Source organism: Pseudomonas kairouanensis (assembly GCF_004682055.1).
Taxonomy (GTDB): domain Bacteria; phylum Pseudomonadota; class Gammaproteobacteria; order Pseudomonadales; family Pseudomonadaceae; genus Aquipseudomonas; species Aquipseudomonas kairouanensis.
In genome coordinates this window covers 14,674-35,250 of the sequence record NZ_QUZU01000058.1, presented here as the reverse complement: position 1 = coordinate 35,250, position 20,577 = coordinate 14,674, and the positions used below count along the sequence as shown (strand labels likewise).

Annotated in this window: 19 protein-coding genes; 16 read left to right on the top strand and 3 right to left on the bottom strand. The window is 62.4% G+C overall.

Annotation, left to right across the window (positions count from 1 at the left end; genetic code table 11):
- Window positions 1-392: 392 nt before the first annotated feature.
- A complete protein-coding gene (locus tag DYL59_RS28490) occupies window positions 393-3,146 on the bottom strand; it encodes a beta-glucosidase (protein ID WP_135292138.1) in 2,754 nt (917 codons plus the stop codon).
- A gap of 498 nt (window positions 3,147-3,644) precedes the next feature.
- Here DYL59_RS28490 and DYL59_RS28485 point away from each other — a divergent pair, with 498 nt between their 5' ends.
- The 12 genes from DYL59_RS28485 to gspD all read left to right on the top strand — a co-directional run bounded on the left by DYL59_RS28485 (window position 3,645) and on the right by gspD (window position 13,772).
- Window positions 3,645-3,857, top strand: a complete 213-nt coding sequence (locus tag DYL59_RS28485; RefSeq protein ID WP_135292137.1) for a hypothetical protein — start codon at window positions 3,645-3,647, stop codon at window positions 3,855-3,857.
- Window positions 3,858-3,949: 92 nt separating this feature from the next.
- Window positions 3,950-5,680, top strand: coding sequence for a type II secretion system ATPase GspE (gspE, locus tag DYL59_RS28480; protein WP_135292136.1), 1,731 nt, complete (start codon window positions 3,950-3,952; stop codon window positions 5,678-5,680).
- The gene (gene gspF, locus DYL59_RS28475; RefSeq protein ID WP_135292135.1) at window positions 5,677-6,879 is read left to right on the top strand and encodes a type II secretion system inner membrane protein GspF; all 1,203 of its coding nucleotides are present in this window, start codon (window positions 5,677-5,679) and stop codon (window positions 6,877-6,879) included. Before gspE ends, gspF begins: the two co-directional genes overlap by 4 nt.
- Before the next feature lie 20 nt (window positions 6,880-6,899).
- Entirely contained in the window at window positions 6,900-7,316 is a 417-nt protein-coding gene (gene gspG, locus DYL59_RS28470; RefSeq protein WP_135292134.1) for a type II secretion system major pseudopilin GspG, read from the top strand.
- Entirely contained in the window at window positions 7,316-7,747 is a 432-nt protein-coding gene (locus tag DYL59_RS28465; RefSeq protein ID WP_135292133.1) for a GspH/FimT family pseudopilin, read from the top strand. The genes gspG and DYL59_RS28465 overlap by 1 nt, the downstream gene beginning before the upstream one ends.
- Window positions 7,744-8,112 carry a prepilin-type N-terminal cleavage/methylation domain-containing protein gene (locus DYL59_RS28460; RefSeq protein WP_135292132.1) on the top strand — a complete coding sequence of 123 codons (369 nt, stop codon included), beginning with the start codon at window positions 7,744-7,746 and terminating at the stop codon, window positions 8,110-8,112. The genes DYL59_RS28465 and DYL59_RS28460 overlap by 4 nt, the downstream gene beginning before the upstream one ends.
- Window positions 8,109-8,729, top strand: a complete 621-nt coding sequence (locus DYL59_RS28455) for a prepilin-type N-terminal cleavage/methylation domain-containing protein (RefSeq protein ID WP_135292131.1) — start codon at window positions 8,109-8,111, stop codon at window positions 8,727-8,729. The genes DYL59_RS28460 and DYL59_RS28455 overlap by 4 nt, the downstream gene beginning before the upstream one ends.
- Window positions 8,726-9,448 carry a type II secretion system protein GspK gene (locus tag DYL59_RS28450; protein ID WP_135292130.1) on the top strand — a complete coding sequence of 241 codons (723 nt, stop codon included), beginning with the start codon at window positions 8,726-8,728 and terminating at the stop codon, window positions 9,446-9,448. Before DYL59_RS28455 ends, DYL59_RS28450 begins: the two co-directional genes overlap by 4 nt.
- Window positions 9,445-10,470: a PilN domain-containing protein gene (locus tag DYL59_RS28445; RefSeq protein ID WP_135292129.1), complete on the top strand. Its 1,026-nt coding sequence runs from the start codon at window positions 9,445-9,447 to the stop codon at window positions 10,468-10,470. Before DYL59_RS28450 ends, DYL59_RS28445 begins: the two co-directional genes overlap by 4 nt.
- Window positions 10,445-11,056: a type II secretion system protein GspM gene (gene gspM, locus DYL59_RS28440; protein WP_135292128.1), complete on the top strand. Its 612-nt coding sequence runs from the start codon at window positions 10,445-10,447 to the stop codon at window positions 11,054-11,056. Before DYL59_RS28445 ends, gspM begins: the two co-directional genes overlap by 26 nt.
- On the top strand, window positions 11,053-11,577 hold the full coding sequence (locus DYL59_RS28435; RefSeq protein WP_135292127.1) for a general secretion pathway protein GspN: 525 nt from the start codon (window positions 11,053-11,055) through the stop codon (window positions 11,575-11,577). The genes gspM and DYL59_RS28435 overlap by 4 nt, the downstream gene beginning before the upstream one ends.
- On the top strand, window positions 11,574-13,772 hold the full coding sequence (gene gspD, locus DYL59_RS28430; RefSeq protein ID WP_135292126.1) for a type II secretion system secretin GspD: 2,199 nt from the start codon (window positions 11,574-11,576) through the stop codon (window positions 13,770-13,772). Before DYL59_RS28435 ends, gspD begins: the two co-directional genes overlap by 4 nt.
- 366 nt (window positions 13,773-14,138) lie before the next feature.
- On the opposite strand, the gene DYL59_RS28425 is transcribed toward gspD, so the two are convergent.
- A complete protein-coding gene (locus DYL59_RS28425) occupies window positions 14,139-14,660 on the bottom strand; it encodes a hypothetical protein (RefSeq protein ID WP_135292125.1) in 522 nt (173 codons plus the stop codon).
- On the bottom strand, window positions 14,618-14,902 hold the full coding sequence (locus DYL59_RS28420; protein WP_135292124.1) for a type II toxin-antitoxin system TacA family antitoxin: 285 nt from the start codon (window positions 14,900-14,902) through the stop codon (window positions 14,618-14,620). The genes DYL59_RS28425 and DYL59_RS28420 overlap by 43 nt, the downstream gene beginning before the upstream one ends.
- A 579-nt stretch (window positions 14,903-15,481) precedes the next feature.
- Here DYL59_RS28420 and DYL59_RS28415 point away from each other — a divergent pair.
- Genes DYL59_RS28415 through DYL59_RS28400 form a run of 4 tightly spaced genes read left to right on the top strand, consistent with a single transcriptional unit; the run spans window position 15,482 to window position 20,575 of the window.
- Entirely contained in the window at window positions 15,482-17,875 is a 2,394-nt protein-coding gene (locus DYL59_RS28415; RefSeq protein WP_135292123.1) for a TonB-dependent receptor plug domain-containing protein, read from the top strand.
- Window positions 17,876-17,900: 25 nt separating this feature from the next.
- Window positions 17,901-18,866: an amino acid ABC transporter permease gene (locus DYL59_RS28410; RefSeq protein WP_135292122.1), complete on the top strand. Its 966-nt coding sequence runs from the start codon at window positions 17,901-17,903 to the stop codon at window positions 18,864-18,866.
- Window positions 18,859-19,632: an amino acid ABC transporter ATP-binding protein gene (locus tag DYL59_RS28405; protein ID WP_135292121.1), complete on the top strand. Its 774-nt coding sequence runs from the start codon at window positions 18,859-18,861 to the stop codon at window positions 19,630-19,632. The genes DYL59_RS28410 and DYL59_RS28405 overlap by 8 nt, the downstream gene beginning before the upstream one ends.
- Before the next feature lie 19 nt (window positions 19,633-19,651).
- A complete protein-coding gene (locus DYL59_RS28400) occupies window positions 19,652-20,575 on the top strand; it encodes an ABC transporter substrate-binding protein (protein WP_135292120.1) in 924 nt (307 codons plus the stop codon).
- Window positions 20,576-20,577: the final 2 nt, after the last annotated feature.

Here is a 20,577-nt window from a genome sequence, read left to right as displayed (position 1 = left end):
TTTGTATCTCCATACATCAGTTAGATAGTGGTTTGCACTGGCTCTGGCTCTGGCTTTTGATCTTGATCTTAGGCGCCCCGTTAAACCACGCTGGCCGAACGCAGGCTTGAATCCGTGGGTAACCCGGCAGGACGCCGGGTTAGCCGCCCCGCGCCATGGATGGCGCGTGGCGGCGGCCCACGGATTCAAGCCGGAGAGAGGGCACACCGAGCCTAGGCGAGGTGCCGAGTGGTGGGGCAAGAGCCCTTTGCTTACTTTGGGGCTTTTCCAAAGTGAGCCGCCGTAAGGGCGGAACCCTAGGCGGCCGTTACCCAAATAACGGATATGCCCACCGACACACCGCTATCGCAGGCAAGCCACCTCCCACCAGAAAAGCACCATCGCCTAACCGATTAGTTCCCGGAAGCACTCCCCTGAGCACTGTCATCACTCATGTCATAGCCATCACCGGCGCTGGTGCCGCTATCACCTTCGTTCTGATGCAGCACCCCACCCGTGGTCACCTGCGGCAACTCCCGCAACGTCGAATTCAACGCCGAACGCGGCAGCGGATTACTGGTGGTAGTCGACAGTTCCTGAAGGAACGGGTTAACCAACTTGGCATTCAGACGAATATCCTGAGACGAAGCTCCCACCGACAGATTGAAACTGTCAGCATCCACCACCCATTGCTTACTCTTCACATCGTAGTAAGCCAACGAGCGGTCGTTGAGTTCAATGGTCACACGCTTGCTCTCACCCGGCTTCAAGAACACCTTCTTGTAACCCTTGAGTTCCTTGAGCGCCCGTTCCACTTTCGGATGGTTCTGGCCCACATACAACTCGGCCACTTCGGCACCGGCCACCTTGCCGGTGTTGGCCAGGTCGAACGACACCTTGATCGGCGCACCCGCCACCGCCACCCCAGGGGTCACGCTGATGTTGCTGTAGCCAAAGGTGGTGTACGACAGGCCATACCCGAACGGATACAGCGGCTTGATGCCCTTCTTCTCATACCCGCGATAGCCCAGGAACAGGTCGTCCTTGTAGCTCATCTGCGCCAGGGTTTCCTGGTTGTCGAACTTGGGGAAGGTCGCATAGATCGGGTTGTCTTCGATATTGCGCTCGATGCTGATCGGCAACTTGGCCGACGGGTTGACCTTGCCCAGCAAGATCTCCGCCAGCGCCTGCCCACCATTCTGCCCAGGGTAGAAGGCATGCAGCGCCGCCGGTACCTGGTCGATCCAGTCGCTCATCTTCAAGCCGGTGCCGCCGTGCAGGGTGACCACGGTGTGCGGGTTGACCTTGGCGATGCTCTGGATCAACTGGCCCTGGAACTCCGGCAGATCGAAGCTGTGGTCGAAGCCTTCGCCCTCGTATTCATTGCTGTTACCGGCCGCCACCAGCACCGCGTCGTACTGCGCCAGATCCTTGGGCGCCACCAGCGAAGCCCAGCTCATCTGCACGCCCACCAGGCCGCCCATGGTCGAGAGGTAACCGTTGCGGCGTGAATATTCCAGCTTGATATCCACGGCTTTGCCAGCCTGCAGATTGACCTTGGCAAATACCGGGATGGTCGGTGGGATGCTGTTGTTCGGCAGCGGATTGCCGTCACCGTTGTCGAGGATTTTCTTGCCGTCGACGTAGAGTCGCACGGCACCGTCGGCGCGGATTTTGAACACCTGTTCGCCGCTCACCGTCGGGGTGACCTGGCCGCTGTAGCGGATCGAGGTCGCGGCCGTGTCGCCGTTGACCGGCAGGCTGTCGGTGGACCAGTCCAGGTTGACATGGGTGTCGGTACGGCTGGCGGCGGCATCACCGGACCAGTTGGCATTGCTGAAGAACTCGGTCTTCAAGCCCTTGGCGCTGTTGCCGGCGCTGTCGGTGTGGGTCCAGGTCGAGGCGCTCGGGTCCAGGGAAAGTGCGTCGATAAACTCGACCTTGGCACCCGGTGCCAGTTGCTGCAGGCCGCTCAACTCGCTGATGTAGTTGGCCGCCATCACATTGGCGCTGCCAAAGCCGGTGGGCGGGGCGTACTTGGCCAGGTTGCCGACCACGGCGATGCGCTTGGCTTTCTTGGCATCCAGGGGCAGCAGGCTGCCTTGGTTTTTCAGCAGCACGATGCCTTCGCGCGCGGCATTGAGGGCCACGCGGTTGCTGGTGGCGCTGTTCATGTTGTGGTTGGTCAGCGGCGCCTTGCTGTCGAATTTGTACAGGTAGATCTGCTTGAGGATGCGGCGCACCTTGTCATCCAGGGTCGCGCCTTTGAGCTCGCCGCTGTCCAGGAACGGCTTGAGCACCGTGCTGTTCATCTGGTAGCCCATCATGTCCAGGTCGGTGCCGGCCTGGGCGGCGGGCAAACCGTTGACCACGGCGTTGTAGTCGCTCTGCACAAAGCCTGGGTAGCCCCATTCGGTCTTGAGGATGTCGTGGATCAGGTGCGAATTCTCGCAGGCAAATTCGCCGTTCACCTTCTGGAAGGCGCACATCATCATCGCCACCTTGCTGTTCTTGGAGGCGGACTCGAACGGCGGCAGGGTCATTTCGCGTAGCACCCGCTCGCTGATGATTTCGTCGAGGTGGAAGCGGTTGCTTTCCTGGTCGTTGGCCGCGTAGTGCTTGGCGTTGGCCCATACCCCACGGGACTGGATGCCGTTGATCAACGCCGGGCCCAGGCTGGCGCCGAGGAACGGGTCTTCACCGGACAAATACTCGAAAGCCCGCCCGCTGTAGGGCATGCGGTATAGGTTCACGCCAGGGCCGGTGACGAACTGATAACCGCCGCTGGCGGTGTCGTAGCCCAGGGCGCGACCGACGTCGATGGCGCGGCGCGGGTTCCAGCTGGCCGCCACGTTCGGGCCGGACGGATACACCACGCCCTGGTCGTTGCCTTCACTGGTGTAACGCACGCCCACGCCGCCATCGGCCCCATGGATCTGCGGGATGCCGTACTGGCTCAGGGGCTTCACATCCCAGCCACCGATGCCGCCGATATAGGCCAGTTTTTCTTCCTGGGTCATCTTCGCCAGGGTCTTGTCGGCGGCCTTTTCTGCGCGGCTCACCATGCCTTCGTCCAGGGCCGGGCTGGTCGCTGCGTGGGCGTGGGACACGGCCAGTGCCAGCAAGGCCAAAGCCGACTGTGCACCGATCATCTTGCGTTTACTCATGGGTCTCTCCAACAACTGTGTATTAAACATGGCGCGCCAATAAGTGCGCGTTCGTCACTTTTTTGCGGGCAATAGTTGGCCTTGATCGCAATATTTAACCGATGGCTAATTGCAATTACTTGGCGGATTGCGCGACTTTTTAAGTTTAAAAAATTGTATTGCTTGTTGTTATAAATGATGTCTTTGCGATATCACGCGATGGCGTTTTGAATCGCAAAAGCCCGATAATTAAGGCAATTCTTGCGTAGGTAAGTCAAACAAAAGCTAATTTTTGCGTTAAATAAGAAATATTTCCTTACTGTTTTGAACTAAGCTTAAACCTACCAGTCGATTGGTTTAGCGAATTTCATGGCGGTATGGCGAACTAGTGGCTTTGCTCGGTAGTTCTAAAAGGCCATGTTTAATACGTGCTGTCATACACAAAGCTTTGGTGTAGGGTCTTGATCCCATTCAAGGCGCTACTTGAGCTGTCTGCTGTTTTTGATCTGGAGAAAGTTGATGAAGATTTCCTTGCTGAGTGCGGGTGTTGTGCTGGGTGTTGCATTGAGTGGCGTGGCAATGGCGGCCGAATCCACTGACGCGGACGCCAAATCCGGCGCTGCCGATTCCACCGTGATCACCCAGGCCCACGATGCCAAGGCGGTGAAAAAGCAGAAGGCTGAGACCACCAAGGGTGGCCGGCCATTGAAAGAGAGCAAGGCCTCGAACTAACGGCCAGCACAACCCCCTGTGGGAGCGAGCAAGTCGAATCGTCGCACCGCCGCTCCCACAACGGTCTTTCACTGCCCTTCAGATAGCTGCTCATGCCAAGCCCCTCAGCCACCCTCGACGCCTGCCAACTGCACATCCCGGACACCGAACAGGTGTGCGCCTGGCTGATGCACAACGCCGGCTTGAAAACCGTCGACCTGGAACGCGCCCGGCGCTTGTCCCAGGAGTCCGACGACACCGAATTGCTCGGCCTGCTGACCCGCCTGGGGCTGGTCTCCGAAGTCGAACTGGCCCGGGCCTGGGCCGCGTTGCTAGGCGCACCGCTGATGCTGGCCGACGCCGCACCACCGCTGCTGGACCCATTACCCGCCCTGACCGAACGCTTCATGCGTCACTACCAAGTGGTGCCTCTGGGCTGGAGCCACGGCGGCCTGCGGGTGCTGGCCGCCAACCCGTCGCAGCTGTATCCATTCGAGGCTGTGGCCTACGCCTGTGGCGTGCCGGTGTGGCTCGCCATTGGCCCGCGCAATGAAGTCGACACCTTGATCGAGCGCTACTACGGGCAGGGGCGTTCGGCCATGGGCACGCTGATCGAAAACCTCGATGAGCAGGGCGGCGCCCTGGAAGACATCGAACACCTCAAGGACATGGCCTCCGAGGCGCCGGTGATTCGCTTGGTGAACCTGATCCTGCAACGCGCCGTGGAGCATCGCGCCTCGGATATCCATATCGAACCCTTCGAAAGCCAGCTCAAGGTGCGTTACCGCATCGACGGTGTGCTGCATGAGGCCGAGGCGCCGCCGTCCAGTTCTTCGGCGGCAGTGATTTCGCGAGTGAAGATCATGGCGCGCCTGGACATTGCCGAGCGTCGCTTGCCCCAGGACGGGCGCATCATGCTGCGTATCCAGGGCAAGGAGCTGGACCTGCGGGTGTCCACGGTACCCACCAGCTTCGGCGAGTCGGTGGTGATGCGTTTGCTCGACCGCCAGACCGTCAGCTTCGATTTCCAGAGCCTGGGCTTTGACGGCGAGCGCCTGGCAACCTTCCTTGAAGTGCTGGAACGGCCCCACGGCATCCTGCTGGTTACCGGGCCGACCGGCTCGGGCAAGACCACCACGCTGTACACCGCGTTGTCGCGGCTCAACACCGCTGAGCGCAAGATCATCACCGTGGAAGACCCGGTGGAATACCAACTCGAAGGCATCAACCAGATCCAGGTCAAGCCCGCCATTGGCCTGGACTTTGCCGGCGCGTTGCGCTCCATCGTGCGCCAGGACCCGGACGTGATCATGATCGGTGAAATCCGTGACCTGGAGACCTGCCGCATCGCCATCCAGTCATCGTTGACCGGCCACCTGGTGCTGTCGACGCTGCACACCAACAGCGCTGCGGCGAGTATCACGCGGCTGTTGGACATGGGGGTGGAAAGCTACCTGATCGCCTCGACGGTCAACGGCATCCTCGCCCAGCGCCTGGTGCGACGCCTCGACCCGGCCACCCGCGAAGCCTTTGAAGCGCCGCCCGAACTGATTGCCGAACATGGCCTTGATCGCTTCACCGATGAGCGTCCCATCCGTCTGTATCGCCCACGCGCCGATGCACCGGGCGGCGGGTATCGCGGCCGCAGTGCAATCACCGAATTGCTGGTGATGAACGACGAACTGCGCAGCCTGCTGATGCGTCAGGCCGACGCCGCCACCCTCGAACAAGCCGCCCGCCGTGGCGGCCTGCGTACCCTGCACGAAGAAGGCCTGCGCCAGGCCGTGGCCGGCGTGACCTCGCTGGAAGAAGTGCTGCGCGTGACAAGGGGCGAAGGCACATGAGCCTGTTCAAATACCGCGCGCTGGACAGCCAGGGCGCGCCGCAACACGGCACCCTGGAGGCCAAAGACCAGGCCGCCGCCGTGGCCACCCTGCACAAGCGCGGCCTGCTGCTGTTGCAGATCGACCCCGCCGGTAGCCAGGGCCTGCGCCATGCCTTGGGGCGCGGCCAATTGAATGGCGCGGCGCTGGTGAGTTTCACCCAGCAACTGGCAACGTTACTGGGGGCGGGCCAGCCGTTGGAGCGCTCGCTAGGCATTCTGCTCAAACAACCGGGCCAACCGCAGACCCGCGCACTGATCGAGCGGGTTCGTGAACACGTCAAAGCCGGTAAACCCTTATCCAAAGCCCTGGAAGAAGAGGGCAGCCAGTTCTCGCCGCTGTACTTGAGCATGGTGCGCGCCGGTGAGGCGGGCGGCGCGCTGGAAAACACCCTGCGCCAACTGAGTGACTACCTGGAACGCAGCCAGTTGTTAAGGGGCGAGGTGATCAACGCGCTGATCTACCCGGCCTTTCTGGTGGTGGGCGTGCTGGGTTCGCTGGCGTTGCTGCTGGCCTATGTGGTGCCGCAGTTTGTGCCGATCTTCAAGGATCTGGGCGTGCCGATCCCGCTGATCACCGAAGTGATCCTCGGCCTTGGCCAGTTCCTGGGCGCCTACGGCCTGGCAGTGCTGGCCGGGCTGATCGTATCGGCGTGGACCCTGGCCGCCCGCCTGCGCAACCCCCAACGGCGTGAACGCTATGACCGCCGTGTACTCGGCATCCGCATCATCGGCCCTTTGTTGCAACGGGTCGAAGCTGCCCGCCTGGCGCGCACCCTCGGCACCTTGCTCAGCAATGGCGTGGCCCTGCTGCAAGCCTTGGTGATCGCCCGTCAGGTGTGCACCAACCGCGCCTTGCAAGCCCAGGTGGCTCAGGCCGCCGAATCGGTGAAGGGCGGCGGCACTCTGGCCAGTGCCTTTGGCAGCCAGCCGCTGCTGCCGGACCTGGCCCTGCAAATGATTGAAGTCGGCGAACAGGCCGGCGAACTCGACAGCATGCTGCTCAAGGTCGCCGATGTGTTCGACGTTGAGGCCAAGCGCGGCATCGACCGCCTGCTCGCCGCCCTGGTGCCTTCGCTGACCGTGGTCATGGCGGTGCTGGTGGCGGTGATCATGCTGGCGATCATGCTGCCGCTGATGAGCCTGACCAGCAATATATGAACCCCCGAGGACTGACCCCCATGCGCTCCAAACCTGCACGCCGCCAAGGCGGTTTCACCCTGTTGGAAATGCTCGCCGTGATTGTGCTGCTGGGCATCGTCGCCACCATTGTGGTGCGCCAGGTCGGCGGCAACGTCGACAAGGGCAAGTACGGCGCCGGCAAGGCGCAACTGGCCAGCCTGTCGATGAAGATCGAAAGCTACGGCCTGGATGTGGGGTCGCCGCCCAAGACCCTGCAACAGCTGGTGGACAAACCCGCCAACGCCGCCGGCTGGGCCGGACCGTACGCCAAGCCTTCAGACCTCAAGGACCCGTTCGGCCATGCCTTCGGCTATCGCTTCCCCGGCGAGCACGGCGCGTTCGACCTGACCTTCTACGGCCAGGACGGCCAGCCTGGCGGCGAAGGCTACAGCGCCGACCTGGGCAACTGGGAATAATGCTCACGCCTCAACGCGGCTTTACCTTGCTGGAGATGCTGGTGGTGATTGTCTTGATCAGCATCGCTGCCGGCCTGGTGGGGTTTGGCCTGCAACAAGGGCTCAAGGCCGCGAGGGAGCGCCAGGTGGTCGGGCAGATGGTGGAGGCCCTGCGCAGCACGCGGGCGCGGGCGATTGTCAGCGGGCAAACCGCCAAGACCCTGTTCGACTTGCAAGCCCTGAGCTTCCAGGCCCCGGAGCGTCCGCTCAAGCATTGGCCAGCCGATTTGCAGGTCACCCTGCACACCGCCGAGCAAGCGGGTTCGGCCATAGCCTTCTACCCCGATGGCAGCTCCACCGGCGGCAACCTGTTATTGGCCAATGGCACACGCCGTTGGCGCATCGATGTCGGCTGGCTCACGGGCAGCGTGCAATCCAAGGCCCTGCCATGACGCGCCAGAAGGGGTTCACCTTGCTGGAGATGCTGGCCGCGCTGATGCTGATGGCGATTTGCAGCACGGTATTGCTGGTCGCCTTTGGCCAGAGCGCGCGCTCGCTGATGCAGGTCAATCACAGTGATCGCCTGACCCACGCGGCCCTCAGTGTGCTGGATCAGGAGACTGCCGGACGGTTGGCCAGCGGTGTACGCCAAGGCGATCTGGACGGTATTGATTGGCGACTGACCATCGCCCAGCAGCCGACCCGTATCGGTCAGCCGCGCTTGTTTCGCCTGGATTTGACCGTGAGCGAAGGGCCGCGCCACGCGCATTTCAGCACGCTTAAAGTGCGCGCCGTCAGCGACGGGACACCTTTGTGAATCAGCGCCAACACGGCTTCACCCTGCTCGAAATCATGATCGTGCTGAGCCTGCTTGGCGTGCTGCTGACGTTGGTCGGCGGCGCGCTGCTGGGGGCCAACCGTGCCGTGCTCAAGGCCCAGCGCTACACCACCAGCCTGGATGAAATGCGCGCCGCCCAGCAGTTCTTGCGCACCGCCATCAGCGAAGCGCTACCGCTGGATGTGACCGAAGACGACAGCCAGACCCCAGGCTTTTTTGTGGGGGCGGCGCAGCGTCTGCAATTTGTTGCCACGTTACCTGGGGTGCTGGGGGGAGGGATTCAGCGCTTCACCCTGCAACGGGTGGGCAGCGACTTGCAGGTGGCGTTCGCCCAGTTTGAATCCGCCGCCCACGTCAGCGTGCCGGCTTCGCGCAGTGAGCCTCAGGTGCTGTTGAGCAATGTCGAGGCGTTGCAACTGAGCTATCGCGGCGTGTCGCCCAAGGGCCAGGCCACTGGCTGGATCAGCGAGTGGCCGTGGACCAAGCGCCTGCCCAACGCCGTGCGTATCGACGCCACGGTGCGCGGGCCGGTGCCGTGGGTCAGCCAGGTGATTGCCTTGCGCCTGAACCTGTCTGGCGGAGCCTCGGACCAATGAAGCATCAACGCGGCGTGGCCTTATTGCTGGTGCTGTGGGTGCTGGCGTTGCTCAGCCTGTTGCTGGGCGGGTTGGCCGGTTGGGTGCAGTTGCAGACGCGTCAGGCGGCATGGCATCGCCAGCATACCCAGGCGGCATTGGCGGCCGAGGCGGGGGTGGCGTTGGTCATGCAGGCCCTGGCCGATCCAGCGCAACGCAAGCGCTGGGTCGCCGATGGGCGTGAAGTCGCCTTGGCGTTTGACGACGCGCAGTTGCAGGTCAGCCTGCGCAGCGAACGCGGCAAGCTGTATTTAAACAGTGCCGAGCCCGCCGACTTTGCCCGCGTGGCCCTGGCCTGCGGTGCTACCCAGGCCCAGGCCAACCGCCTGGCCAAAGACCTGGACACCCGACGCAACCAGGGCCTCGCGCCGTTTCGGGTAGTGGAAGAATTACGTCAGCTGCCGGGCATGACCCAGGCGCTGTATCGCCGGCTGGTGCCGCAGATCACCTTGTGGAGCGGCCTGGATCGCCCCGATCCGGCATTCGCCACCGCACTGCTGCGCAAGGCCTTGAACCTGCCGCAACAGAGCGCGGTGGGCGCTGACCCTGGCGAGGTGCTGGTGATCAGCAGCCGCGCCGAGCGCCCCGGCGGCTACCACGCGCGGTTGCACGTCACTGTTTTATTGAGCCCAGCGGAGGGAAGCGCACAGCCTTATCGGGTGTTGCGTTGGCAAGAATGAATCGATTGTTATCCAAACCCCTGGCGCAGCTTGAACCCTGGGCCGAGCGCTGGCGTGGCAGCCGGCTGCAGCAGGGCTGGCACCTGTGGCTCAAGGAACTGCGCGGTTGCTTGCCGGTGTGGTTGCGCGCCCAGGAACAGCCCGAGCAGTTTTATCCCTGGCCATTGACCGCGCCGGTGCAGCCCGTGCCCGACAACGTGCGCCAGGTGCTGGTGCTCGCGCCCTCGGCGGTGCTGGTGCAAAGCCTGCAACTGCCTCTGGCCGCCGGGCGCAACCTGACGGCGGTGGTCGGTTATGAACTTGACCGCTTCACGCCTTTCGACGCTGACCAGTTGTACTTCGTTGCCCGCCAGGACCGGCGTACGCCCAGTCACCTTAAGGTGACCCTGGTCGCGATCCTGCGCGAGCGCCTCGACCAGATCCTGCTGGACTGCGCCGAACTGGGCCTGCGCCCCCATCAAGTGGATGTGCAAGGCCTGGGCGTCGACCTGCTGCCCACGCCGTTGCGACCGCGTCAGCGCGCCGTCGGCCAAGGCCTGCAACGCAGCCTGCCGTGGTTGTGCGGGGCCTTGTTGATGGCGGCGATGGTGCTGTGGCTCAACGACCGCCAGCGGGTACTCGACGCCATGCACGCCAGTGTCCAGCAGCAAAAAGCCGAGGTGGCCCAGGTGCAGCGCCTGCGCCAGCAACTGCTCAACACACGGGGGGCGGCGCAGTACTTGATTCGCCGAAAATCCGCCCAGCCACCCTTGGCCGCGCTACTCAATGAACTCACCACCTGTTTGCCTGCCGACACCTGGATCGACCAGTTGGAAATCACCGACGGCGCCGAGGTGTCGTTCTCTGGACAAAGCGCCAAGGCCAGTGCCTTGATCACCCGGATCAAGGCGTGCCGCAGCCTGGAAAATGCCCAGTTCGAAGGGGTGATCCAGCCCGACGCGCAAACCGGCAAAGACCAGTTTTCCCTGCGTGCCCACTTGCATCAGGAGGCCGCCGATGCGCCGACCACTGACACCCCGTGAACGTCGCGGCGCCGCGCTGCTATTGCTGGCCCTGGTGCTGGGCGCGGCCTATTGGCTGTTGATCGACAGCTGGTTCGCCGGCCCCCTGCGCGCCATGGGCGAACAGGCCGACCATTTGCGCGAGCAACAACAGCGCTACGCCGGCCTGTTGCAGCAGGGCGCCTCACTGCGCGAACAACTGGAGCAGGCGCGCCAGGATCCGGCCAGCAGCACCAGCCTGTTGCCCGGCGATGACCCCAGCGCCGTGGCCGCTGATTTGATGCAGCGCACCGCCGACCTGATCAGCAGCCAGGCCAACCTCGGCGGCGGCTGCAAGCTGACCCAGCGCATGCCCATCACCCCCGAGCAGGATGACAGCGAGCCCTATCGCCAGGTCAAGGTCAGCCTGACCCTGGACTGCGCCATCGAGCCGTTGACCGCGATTCTGCAGGCGCTGGAGTATCAGCGGCCGTTCCTGTTCGTGGACGAAATGAGCATCCGCCGCCGCCCGGATGCCCCCGCCAGCGGGGGGGCCGGAAAACTGGTGGTGCACCTGTTGGTGCGCGGTTACCTGCAACCGGCCGATGCCAGGCAGGTGAGCCGATGATCCCTGCATTGCGCCCCATCGAGTGGGGGTTGCTGGGCTTGGCCGGCCTGTTGGGCGGGCTGATGGTGGTGATCCTGAGCAGCGTCGGCGATGCGCCGCAGTGGCTGCCTGCGCCTGACCCCTCGGCCTCCGTCCACGCGTCGGCCAAGGTCCTGAGTGCGCCGCAGGCCAGCCTGGAAAGCCTGGCGGGTACCTGGCAAGCGCCGTTGTTCAGCCCCGACCGCAGCCCTGATCACGCAGTGGGCCAGGCCCAGGCGTCGAGCTTGTCGAGCCTGGTATTGACCGGTGTGGTGCTGGATGGGGAGTTGCGCGTGGCACTGCTCAAACCGGCCGACGGTCCTGCGCTCAAAATCCACCAGGGCCAGGCCCTGCCCAATGGCTGGCGCCTGGAACACCTCACCCCCCGCGATGCCCGTTTTGCCCTGGATGGCCGCACCCAAACGTTGAGCCTCAAGACCCTGCGCTTGCCGCCGCCGTCCACTACACCGCCCATTACCCTTCCTCACGAGCCCACCCCTTGATCGATACAGTCCCCGGCGCCTTGCGCACCACCGTGTTTTGCCTGGCCACCGCCGTTTCTCTCGGCGGCTGTGGCTCACTGCCCGACCACCTCGACCCGGACGACGTGCTGATGCACGAGGCCATGCAAGGCACCGGCTCGCAGCGTCCGCCCGTCGAACCGGCCAGCGAGCTGCCGCCACAGCCCCAGGCCAAGACGCCTGCCCAACGTCAACTGATCCGCGGCAACCAGCAATTCGTGCGCCCGCCCACAGCAGCCCCGGCGGGCGAGCAGGGCGGTGGCGATATCGTGTTCAACTTTGCCGACCAGCCGATCGAAGCGGTGATCAACAGCGTGATGGGGGATCTGTTGCACGAGAACTACAGCATCGCCCAGGGCGTGAAGGGCAATGTCAGCTTCTCCACCTCCAAGCCAGTGGACAAGCAGCAGGCGCTGTCGATCCTGGAAACCCTGTTGTCCTGGACCGACAACGCGATGATCAAGCAGGGCAACCGCTACGTGATCCTGCCCGCCAACCAGGCCGTGGCCGGCAAGCTGGTGCCGCAGATGCGTGTCGCCCAGCCGTCCAGCGGCCTGTCGGCACGGCTGTTTTCGCTGCGCTACATCTCGGCCACCGAGATGCAAAAACTGCTCAAGCCGTTTGCCAGGGAAAATGCCTTTTTGCTGGTGGACCCGGCCCGCAACGTTTTGAGCCTGGCCGGCACCCCGGAAGAGTTGGCCAATTACCAGGACACCATCGACACCTTTGATGTGGATTGGCTCAAGGGCATGTCAGTGGGTGTGTTCGGCCTGCAACGCGCCTCGGTGGCCGAGCTGATGCCCGAGCTGCAAAAAATGTTCGGCCCCGACAGCGGCATGCCCCTGGCGGGCATGGTGCGGTTCCTGCCGATCGAGCGCACCAACTCGGTGGTGGCGATCTCTTCGCAGCCGCAGTACCTGAGTGAAGTCGGCGACTGGATCCACACCATCGACGAAGGCGGCGGCAACGAGCCGCAGATGTACGTGTACGACGTGCGCAACATGAAGGCCACCGACCTGGCCAAGTACCTGCGGCAAATCTACGGCACCGGCGCGATCAAGGACGACGCCCCGGCCAAGGTTGCGCCGGGCCTGCGCACGGCAACGCTCTCATCGCCGGGCACCAACAGCACGTCCGGCAGCATGCCCGGTGGCTTGAGCAACAACCTCAATAACAGCCAGCCCGGTGCGGATGACGAGGAGGCACCCGAAGCCGAGCAGGACAATACCGAGCAGGGCACTTCCGACGATGCACCCACCAAAAGCCTCGACGCCGGTACCCGCATCACGGCGCAGAAAAGCAGTAATCAACTGCTGGTGCGCACCCGCCCGGTGCAGTGGAAGGAAATCGAATCGGCGATCAAGCGCCTCGATAATCCGCCGCTGCAAGTGCAGATCGAAACCCGCATCCTTGAGGTCAAGCTCAGTGGCGAACTGGACCTAGGGGTGCAGTGGTACCTCGGGCGTCTGGCGGGCAATTCCACCAGCACCACAGTGGCCAATACCTCCGGCAGCCAAGGCGCGCTGGGCGGTGGCGGGGCAGGGCTGGGGGCGGCGGACTCGTTGTTCTATTCCTTCGTCAGCTCCAATCTGCAAGTGGCCCTGCACGCCCTGGAAACCAACGGCCGCACCCAAGTGCTGTCGGCGCCATCGCTGGTGGTGATGAACAACCAACCGGCGCAGATCCAGGTGGGTGACAACATTCCCATCAGCCAGACCACGGTGAATACCGGTACCTCGGATACCACGCTGAGCAGTGTTGAATACGTGCAGACCGGGGTGATTCTGGATGTGGTGCCGCGCATCAATCCGGGGGGCTTGGTGTACATGGATATCCAGCAGCAGGTCAGCGATGCCGAGGCGCAGACGGCCAGTGACACGCAGAATAACCCGCGTATTTCCACGCGTTCGGTGTCGACGCAAGTGGCGGTGCAGAGTGGGCAGACGGTGTTGTTGGGGGGGTTGATCAAGCAGGACAACGCGGAGTCGGTGAGCGCGGTGCCCTACCTGGGGAAGATCCCGGGGTTGCGGTGGTTGTTTGGCAATACCAGCAAGTCCAAGGATAGGACGGAGTTGATTGTGTTGATTACGCCTCGGGTGATTACCAGTGGGAGTAAGGCGCGGCAGGTGACGGATGATTACCGGCAGCAGATGCAGCTTTTGCGGCCAGCCAACTGATGAAACGCGCTTTGAGTGTGGGAGGGGGCTTGCCCCCGATGGCGGTATTTTGGCTGGTGTACATATCCGTTATTTAGGTAACGGCTGCCTATGGTTCCGCTCTTACAGCGGGTCACTTTTGGAGGGACCTGTACGGACCGGACACATGGTTGACGGGGCGACCCCAGATCAAAAGCAAGAGCGCGGCGGCCTTAGAGCCGACCGGTGAGTGTGTGCCGATCACCATTCAAATGTGGGAGCGGGCTTGCTCGCGAATGCGGTGTGTCAGTCAACTTATTCACTGGCTGGCACACCGTATTTTCGGTGACTGCCACACAGCCCATCCCCTGTAGAACGGTAGCTTTTCCGAAAGAACGGATTGTCTCGTTAACGAAGCGCGAGCATCAGCGTAATCGGCGAAAGCCCTGGGCACGGGATAAAACCCGCGTACTTGATATAGAAATTGGAAAGGCGCTCATTCAATGGATGAACAATCACGGCACTGGACCCAATGGTGTTCGAGGCGCTGATGGCCCGTTCAATAGCATCTTGCAGCAGGTCGATTGCAAAGCCGCGACCCTGTATTGCTTGAGTGATCCCCATGCGCACCAGCAGTGTCACGGGGTGCACGCTCGGAGAATTGCGTTGATGGTTTTTCGGACCGACGCTTTCCCGTGCGATGGAACCACTCGACAGCGTGTAGTAGCCCATCACGATTGAAGTGCCTTTGAGACAGACGACATAAACAACTGCTTGTTTGGCCGCTTGAGCTTTGCGCGCCTGCCTTTGCAAGTAATGGTTGATGGACGGCTCACCTGAGTCGAATTGATCCAGGATATGTTCGTCGGTCAGCTTTTCGGGGGCCCTCAGCTCCACCGTTTGGGTCGGTTGAGAAGTTGATGCAGGCATTCATTACCTCGTACCGGGTTGGCTTCCATGGCCTGTTCAAATGCGTCAAAAGCAACGTCGTCGAGAAAGAACAAACGCTTATCCAGGATGACCTCTTCTGCTTTTTGGCAAGCAGCATCAAGGATGAAGCTGGTTCGGTCACGCCCGGACATGGCGGCCGCAAGATCGATCAGGTTGCGCTTTCGTTCATCCGCTCTCATGTTGATTGGAACGGGTTTGGGTTTTTGCGTAGTCGCAGTCATGTTTGATTCCCATCGTGAAAGAGATGTTTTTCCAGGTTTCGCCTCCTTGGGCAGATCGTAGGGTTGTGTGTAGCTATTGTCTATACGTGTGTATTTATTAGCTATACGAAGGGTGCGTAATCGACTTTCTTAAACGCGCGCAAGTCTGCAAAAAGTTGACGGGTGTCATCCTGATGAAATTATGCATTTCGAGTCATCCGCAAAGCCCATGCCCTACTGCGGATAATCTCAAAAAGACATTATTAAAATGAATAACAAAATCAAAAAATAATGAAATCTAAGAATATTAGCTTAGACCAAAACAGCATTATATTTTCAAAACCCATTCCGTTATGTTTGATCCCAACAGCCTACCCCTGACCCAGGATGGTACCCATCGTGATTCAGATTCTGCCCCCATAACCGGGTAATCAAGCCCGCCGCAGAATCGTTGGAAGGGAATTCAACGTATGTTGCCAATTCACCCCCCGCGCTCGCGCTACACCTAGCCCCAAATCGCCGCAGCACCCCCCTGAACCCGAGCACCGCGCCCGTGCGCGTGACTGCCCGACTTCGCGATTTGGATAAGCAGGAATGGCTATGAAGCAAGCGTTAACCCCCACCGCCGTACTGGCACTGGCAATCCTGGCCAACACCGCCCAGGCCCAGGACGACAGCACCCTCTCTACCGTGGTCGTCACCGGTAACCGTGGCGCCGAGCAGCGCACCGTCACCAGCAGCCCGGTGCCCATCGATGTGGTCAGCGCCAAGCAATTGCAGAGCACCGGCAAGCCCGGCCTGATGGAAGCCTTGAGCGCTGTGATCCCGTCGCTGACCCTGCCGGAAAAAACCGGCTGGGACGCCAGCGGCATTGCCCGCGCCCCCAACCTGCGGGGCCTGAGCGCGGCCGAGGTGCTGGTGCTGGTCAACGGCAAGCGCCGCCATACCAGTGCCACCTTGAACATCAACGGGATCAACACCGGTGCCGCACCAGCCGACCTGGACCTGATCCCCATCAGCGCCATCGACCACGTTGAAGTATTAAGAGACGGCGCTGCGGCCCAATACGGCTCGGATGCCATCGCCGGGGTGATCAACGTGATCCTCAAGGCCGACACCAGCGGCACATCGGTGACCAACGTGGGGCAGGGCTATGACGGCAAGAAGCAGACCGTGCAACAAAGCCTCAACAAAGGCTTCGAAATCGGCAACGGCGGCATCGTGCAGCTGTCGCTTGATGCCCGCAGCCAAAACGATGACAACAAGGCCAGTGCCAACGGCTACACCTATGCCCAGGCCTATGAACAGGCCGGCCGCTCGACCTACGGCGGGTATGGCACGCCCAAGACCAACCTGTTGACCCTGGGCTACAACGCCGAACTGCCCATCGACGACAATTTCAGCCTGTATTCCTTCACCACCTATTCCCGGCGCAAGGCCGAGCAGGGCCAGAACTTCCGCCTGCCGACCATCACCAACACCATCACCACCGGGCCCAACGGTTATCCCGGCGGCTATACGCCCACCTGGTTTATCGACGAGGACGACTTCCAGGCCGCATTCGGTGGCAAGGGCACGGTGGGCGAGTGGGCCTGGGACCTGTCCACCACATACGGACGCAACGACGCGGAGCAGGGCACCACCCATAACCAGAACCCGTCCCTGGGCGAAGCCACGCCCAATCACTTCACGTCCGGCACCTGGATTTCCACCGAGCTGACCACCAACCTCGACTTCAAGCGCGGCTTCGACATCGGCCTGCAAAAGCCATTGGATGTGAGTTATGGCTTCGAGCACCGACGCGACACCTATGAGGTGCAGTCCGGTGACTACGCGTCCTATGCCAACGGCGGCTACTGCGTGGCCCCCGGCAATTGCGCATCGTCCGGGGCCCAGGTCACCAACGGCATCTCGCCGGAAGAAGAAGCCACCGCCTCGCGCAACAGCCTGGCCAGCTACGTCGATGTGGGCTTTAACCCCGTGCCCGACTGGTATATCGGCACCGCGTTCCGTTACGAGCACTACAACGAAGGCGTGGGTGCCACCCGCAGCGGCAAGCTGACGACCCGGTATGACTTCACCCCGCAATTTGCCGTGCGCGCCACGGTGAGCAACGGTTTCCGTGCGCCGTCCCTGGCCAACAGCCTGTTCAGTGCGCGTTCCACCACCTATGGCGTGGTGGATGGGGTGTACCAGTCGATCAACTACGGCGTGCTGCCGGTGGGTTCCGCCGCTGCCCAAGCCTTGGGCGCCCAGGAGCTCAAGCCTGAACGCTCCACCAACTTCAGCCTCGGGTTCACCCTGACGCCTACCGATCGCCTGAGCTTCACCGCCGACGCCTACGTGATCAACCTGCGCGACCGCATCACCCTCACCGGCACCTTGCTCGGCCCTGAAATCACCCAGGTACTGCAAGGCAACGGCATCAACTCCACGTCGGGCGGGCAGTACTTTATCAACGGAGCCGACACCCGTACCAAAGGCCTGGACCTGGTCAGCAACTACAGCCAGGACCTGGGCCAATACGGCTCGCTGAAATGGACCGCCGCGTTCAACTGGAACCAGACCAGGATCCTCAACTACAAGGAATCCACCACGATCCTGGGCACCGCCTACGACCTGATGGATCGCCAGGCGCGCAACCTGATCACCGGCGTACAGCCCAGCACCAAGCTGATCCTGGGCGGTGACTGGAGCATCGACCGCTTCAACCTCAACCTGGCCCTGACCCGCTACGGCTCCTACAAGGAGGTCAACGTGTCGGCCGATCGCAGCCTCGACCGGGTCTACAGCGCCAAATGGATCACCGACCTCGACCTTGGCTACAACCTCACCAAAGACCTGAACATCGCCATCGGCGCCAAGAACCTGTTTGACGTGTACCCCAAGAAACAAGGCGTGCCCAGCAGCACCATGGTCAGTAGCTACGGCACTTATTCGCCCTTCGGTTTTACCGGCGGTTACTACTACACCCGGCTGACTTATGCCTTTTAAGGCCGCAACCCGCGAGGAATAAAACATGCCCATTGTCGCCAAACCCTACGACCTGATTGAACAGGCCAGCACGGCCCCTGCGGTCCGTGTCTCCACGCCGATCAAGGCCCTGCAGGTGGTGCCCGCGCGGCACCCCTGGCGCTGGGCCGGGTCGATCTTCGCCGCGCTCGTGCTGTTGGCCATCGTGCATTCGCTGGCCACCAACCCGCGTTGGGAGTGGGGCGTGTTTGGTCAGTGGTTCTTTTCACCGTCGGTGCTGCGTGGCCTGGGCCAGACGCTGTTGCTGACCCTGTTGAGCACGGTGTTCAGCATCATCCTCGGCACCGCGCTGGCCCTGGCGCGACTGTCGGGTTCACCACTGCTGGCGGCCCTGGCCTGGGGCTATATCTGGTTCTTCCGCTCGATGCCGGCGCTGCTGGTGTTGATCATCCTCTACAACTTCGCCTACCTGTACGACCACATCGTACTGGGCGTGCCCTTCACCCGCGTGGTGTTCGCCGAGTGGTCCACGGTGGACGTGCTCAGCCAGTTCACCGTGGCTGTACTGGGCTTGAGCCTGATGCAGGCGGCCTACGCGGCGGAGATTATCCGCGGCGGCCTGATCGGCGTGGACGCCGGCCAGCATGAAGCGGCGGCGGCCCTGGGGTTGCCGGCCTCGCGCCGGATCTTCCGGATCATCCTGCCCCAGGCACTGCGCTCGATCCTGCCGTCGGGCTTCAACGAGATCATCGGCCTGGTCAAAGGCACCTCCATCGTCTACGTGCTGGCGCTGCCGGAGCTGTTCTACACCGTGCAGGTCATCTACAACCGCACCCAGGCGGTGATTCCGCTGCTGATCGTGGCGACGGTGTGGTACCTGATCATCACCACCGTGCTGACCAGCGCGCAGTACTACGTCGAGCGCTACTTTGCCCGTGGCACTGCCCGCGTGCTGCCGCCCACCCCGTTGCAGCGCATCACCCGCTGGCTCAAGGAGAAGTCCCATGAGTGAGGCACGCGCCGGGCGCATCCAGATCCAGGGCGTGGGCAAGCGCTTTGGCAACCAGCAGGTGTTGAAAGACATCGACCTGACCATCGACCCCGGCAAGGTCACGGTGATTCTCGGGCCATCGGGCTCGGGCAAGTCCACCTTGCTGCGCACCATCAACCACCTGGAGAAGATCGACAGCGGGCATATCACCATCGACGGTGAATACGTCGGCTACCGCCGCAAGGGTGATCTGCTCTACGAATTGAAAGAACGGGAAATTCTCAAGCGTCGCATCGACGTAGGCTTCGTGTTCCAGAACTTCAACCTGTTCCCGCACCTGACCGCCTGGGAAAACGTCGCCGAGGCGCCCCTGGCCCACAAACGCTGGAGCAAGGCCGAGGCGCAAGCCAGGGCTGCCGAACTGCTGGCCAAGGTCGGCCTGGCGGACAAGGTCGATGCCTACCCACGCCAGCTTTCCGGCGGCCAGCAACAGCGCGTGGCCATCGCCCGCGCCCTGGCCCTGGACCCCAAGGTGCTGCTGTTCGATGAACCCACCTCGGCCCTCGACCCGGAACTGGTGGGCGAAGTGCTCGACGTGATCAAGGGCCTGACCCGGTTGGGCGTCACCCTGGTGATCGTCACCCACGAAATCGGTTTTGCCCGCGAAGTCGCCGACCACGTGGTGTTCCTCTGCGACGGCCAGTTGATCGAAGAGGGCCCGCCCGAACAGATTTTCCGCCAACCCCGACATCCCCGCACCGTGGCCTTTCTGGGCAAGGTGCTTTAGTTCCAAGGAGTGACTGCCCATGTTTATCTCTACTGTCCGCGTGGCCTTGCTGGCGCTTGCCGTCAGTGCTGCGCAAAGTGCGTTTGCCGTGCAACAGGTGGACCTGAGCCCCGACCGCGTGCGCATCCATGTGCCGCGCAACGAAGCGGCCATTGCGCAGATCCCGCCGGGCTTCAAGTTCGCCCAGCCGGGCAAGTTCACCGTGGCGGTGTCCGGCGTGGCCGGGCCTCCCCTGGCGCTGCTGGCCAGTGACGACAAGACCACCATCGGCAGCGAAGCCGACACCGCGCAGTTGGTGGCCGACAGCCTGGGGCTGGAACTCAACGTGGTGCAGACCAGTTGGGAAGACTGGCCGCTGGGCGTCAGCTCGGGCAAATACGACGCGGTTATCAGCAACGTCACCGTGACCGAGGCGCGCAAGAAGCGCTTTGACTTCGCCACCTACCGCCAGGACGTGCTGGGCTTTTATGTGAAGAGCACCAGCAAGATCAGCGAAATCAAACAGGCCGAGGACATTGCCGGGCTGAAGATCATCGTCGGCTCCGGCACCAACCAGGAAAAAGTCCTGCTGGCCTGGAACGAGGCCAACGAAAAAGCCGGCCTCAAACCCGCGCTGCTGCAGTACTTCGATGACCAGGCCGCCGCCCAGCTGGCAGTCCAATCCGGGCGCAGCGATGCGCTGTTCGGGCCCAACTCGGTGTACGCCTATTCCGCCGCAATCACCGGCGGCATCAAGCGCGTCGGCACCGTTAACGGCGGCTGGCCACTGCAGGCCGATATCGCCGTGACCACGCGCAAGGACAACGGCCTGGTCAAGCCGATCCACACCGCCCTGGAGGGTGCGATTGCCGGCGGCCAATACGAGCAGGTGCTGCAACGCTGGGGCCTGGACGTGGAGCGCGTCGACAAGTCGCTGATCAACCCACCCGGCCTGCCGGATTAAGG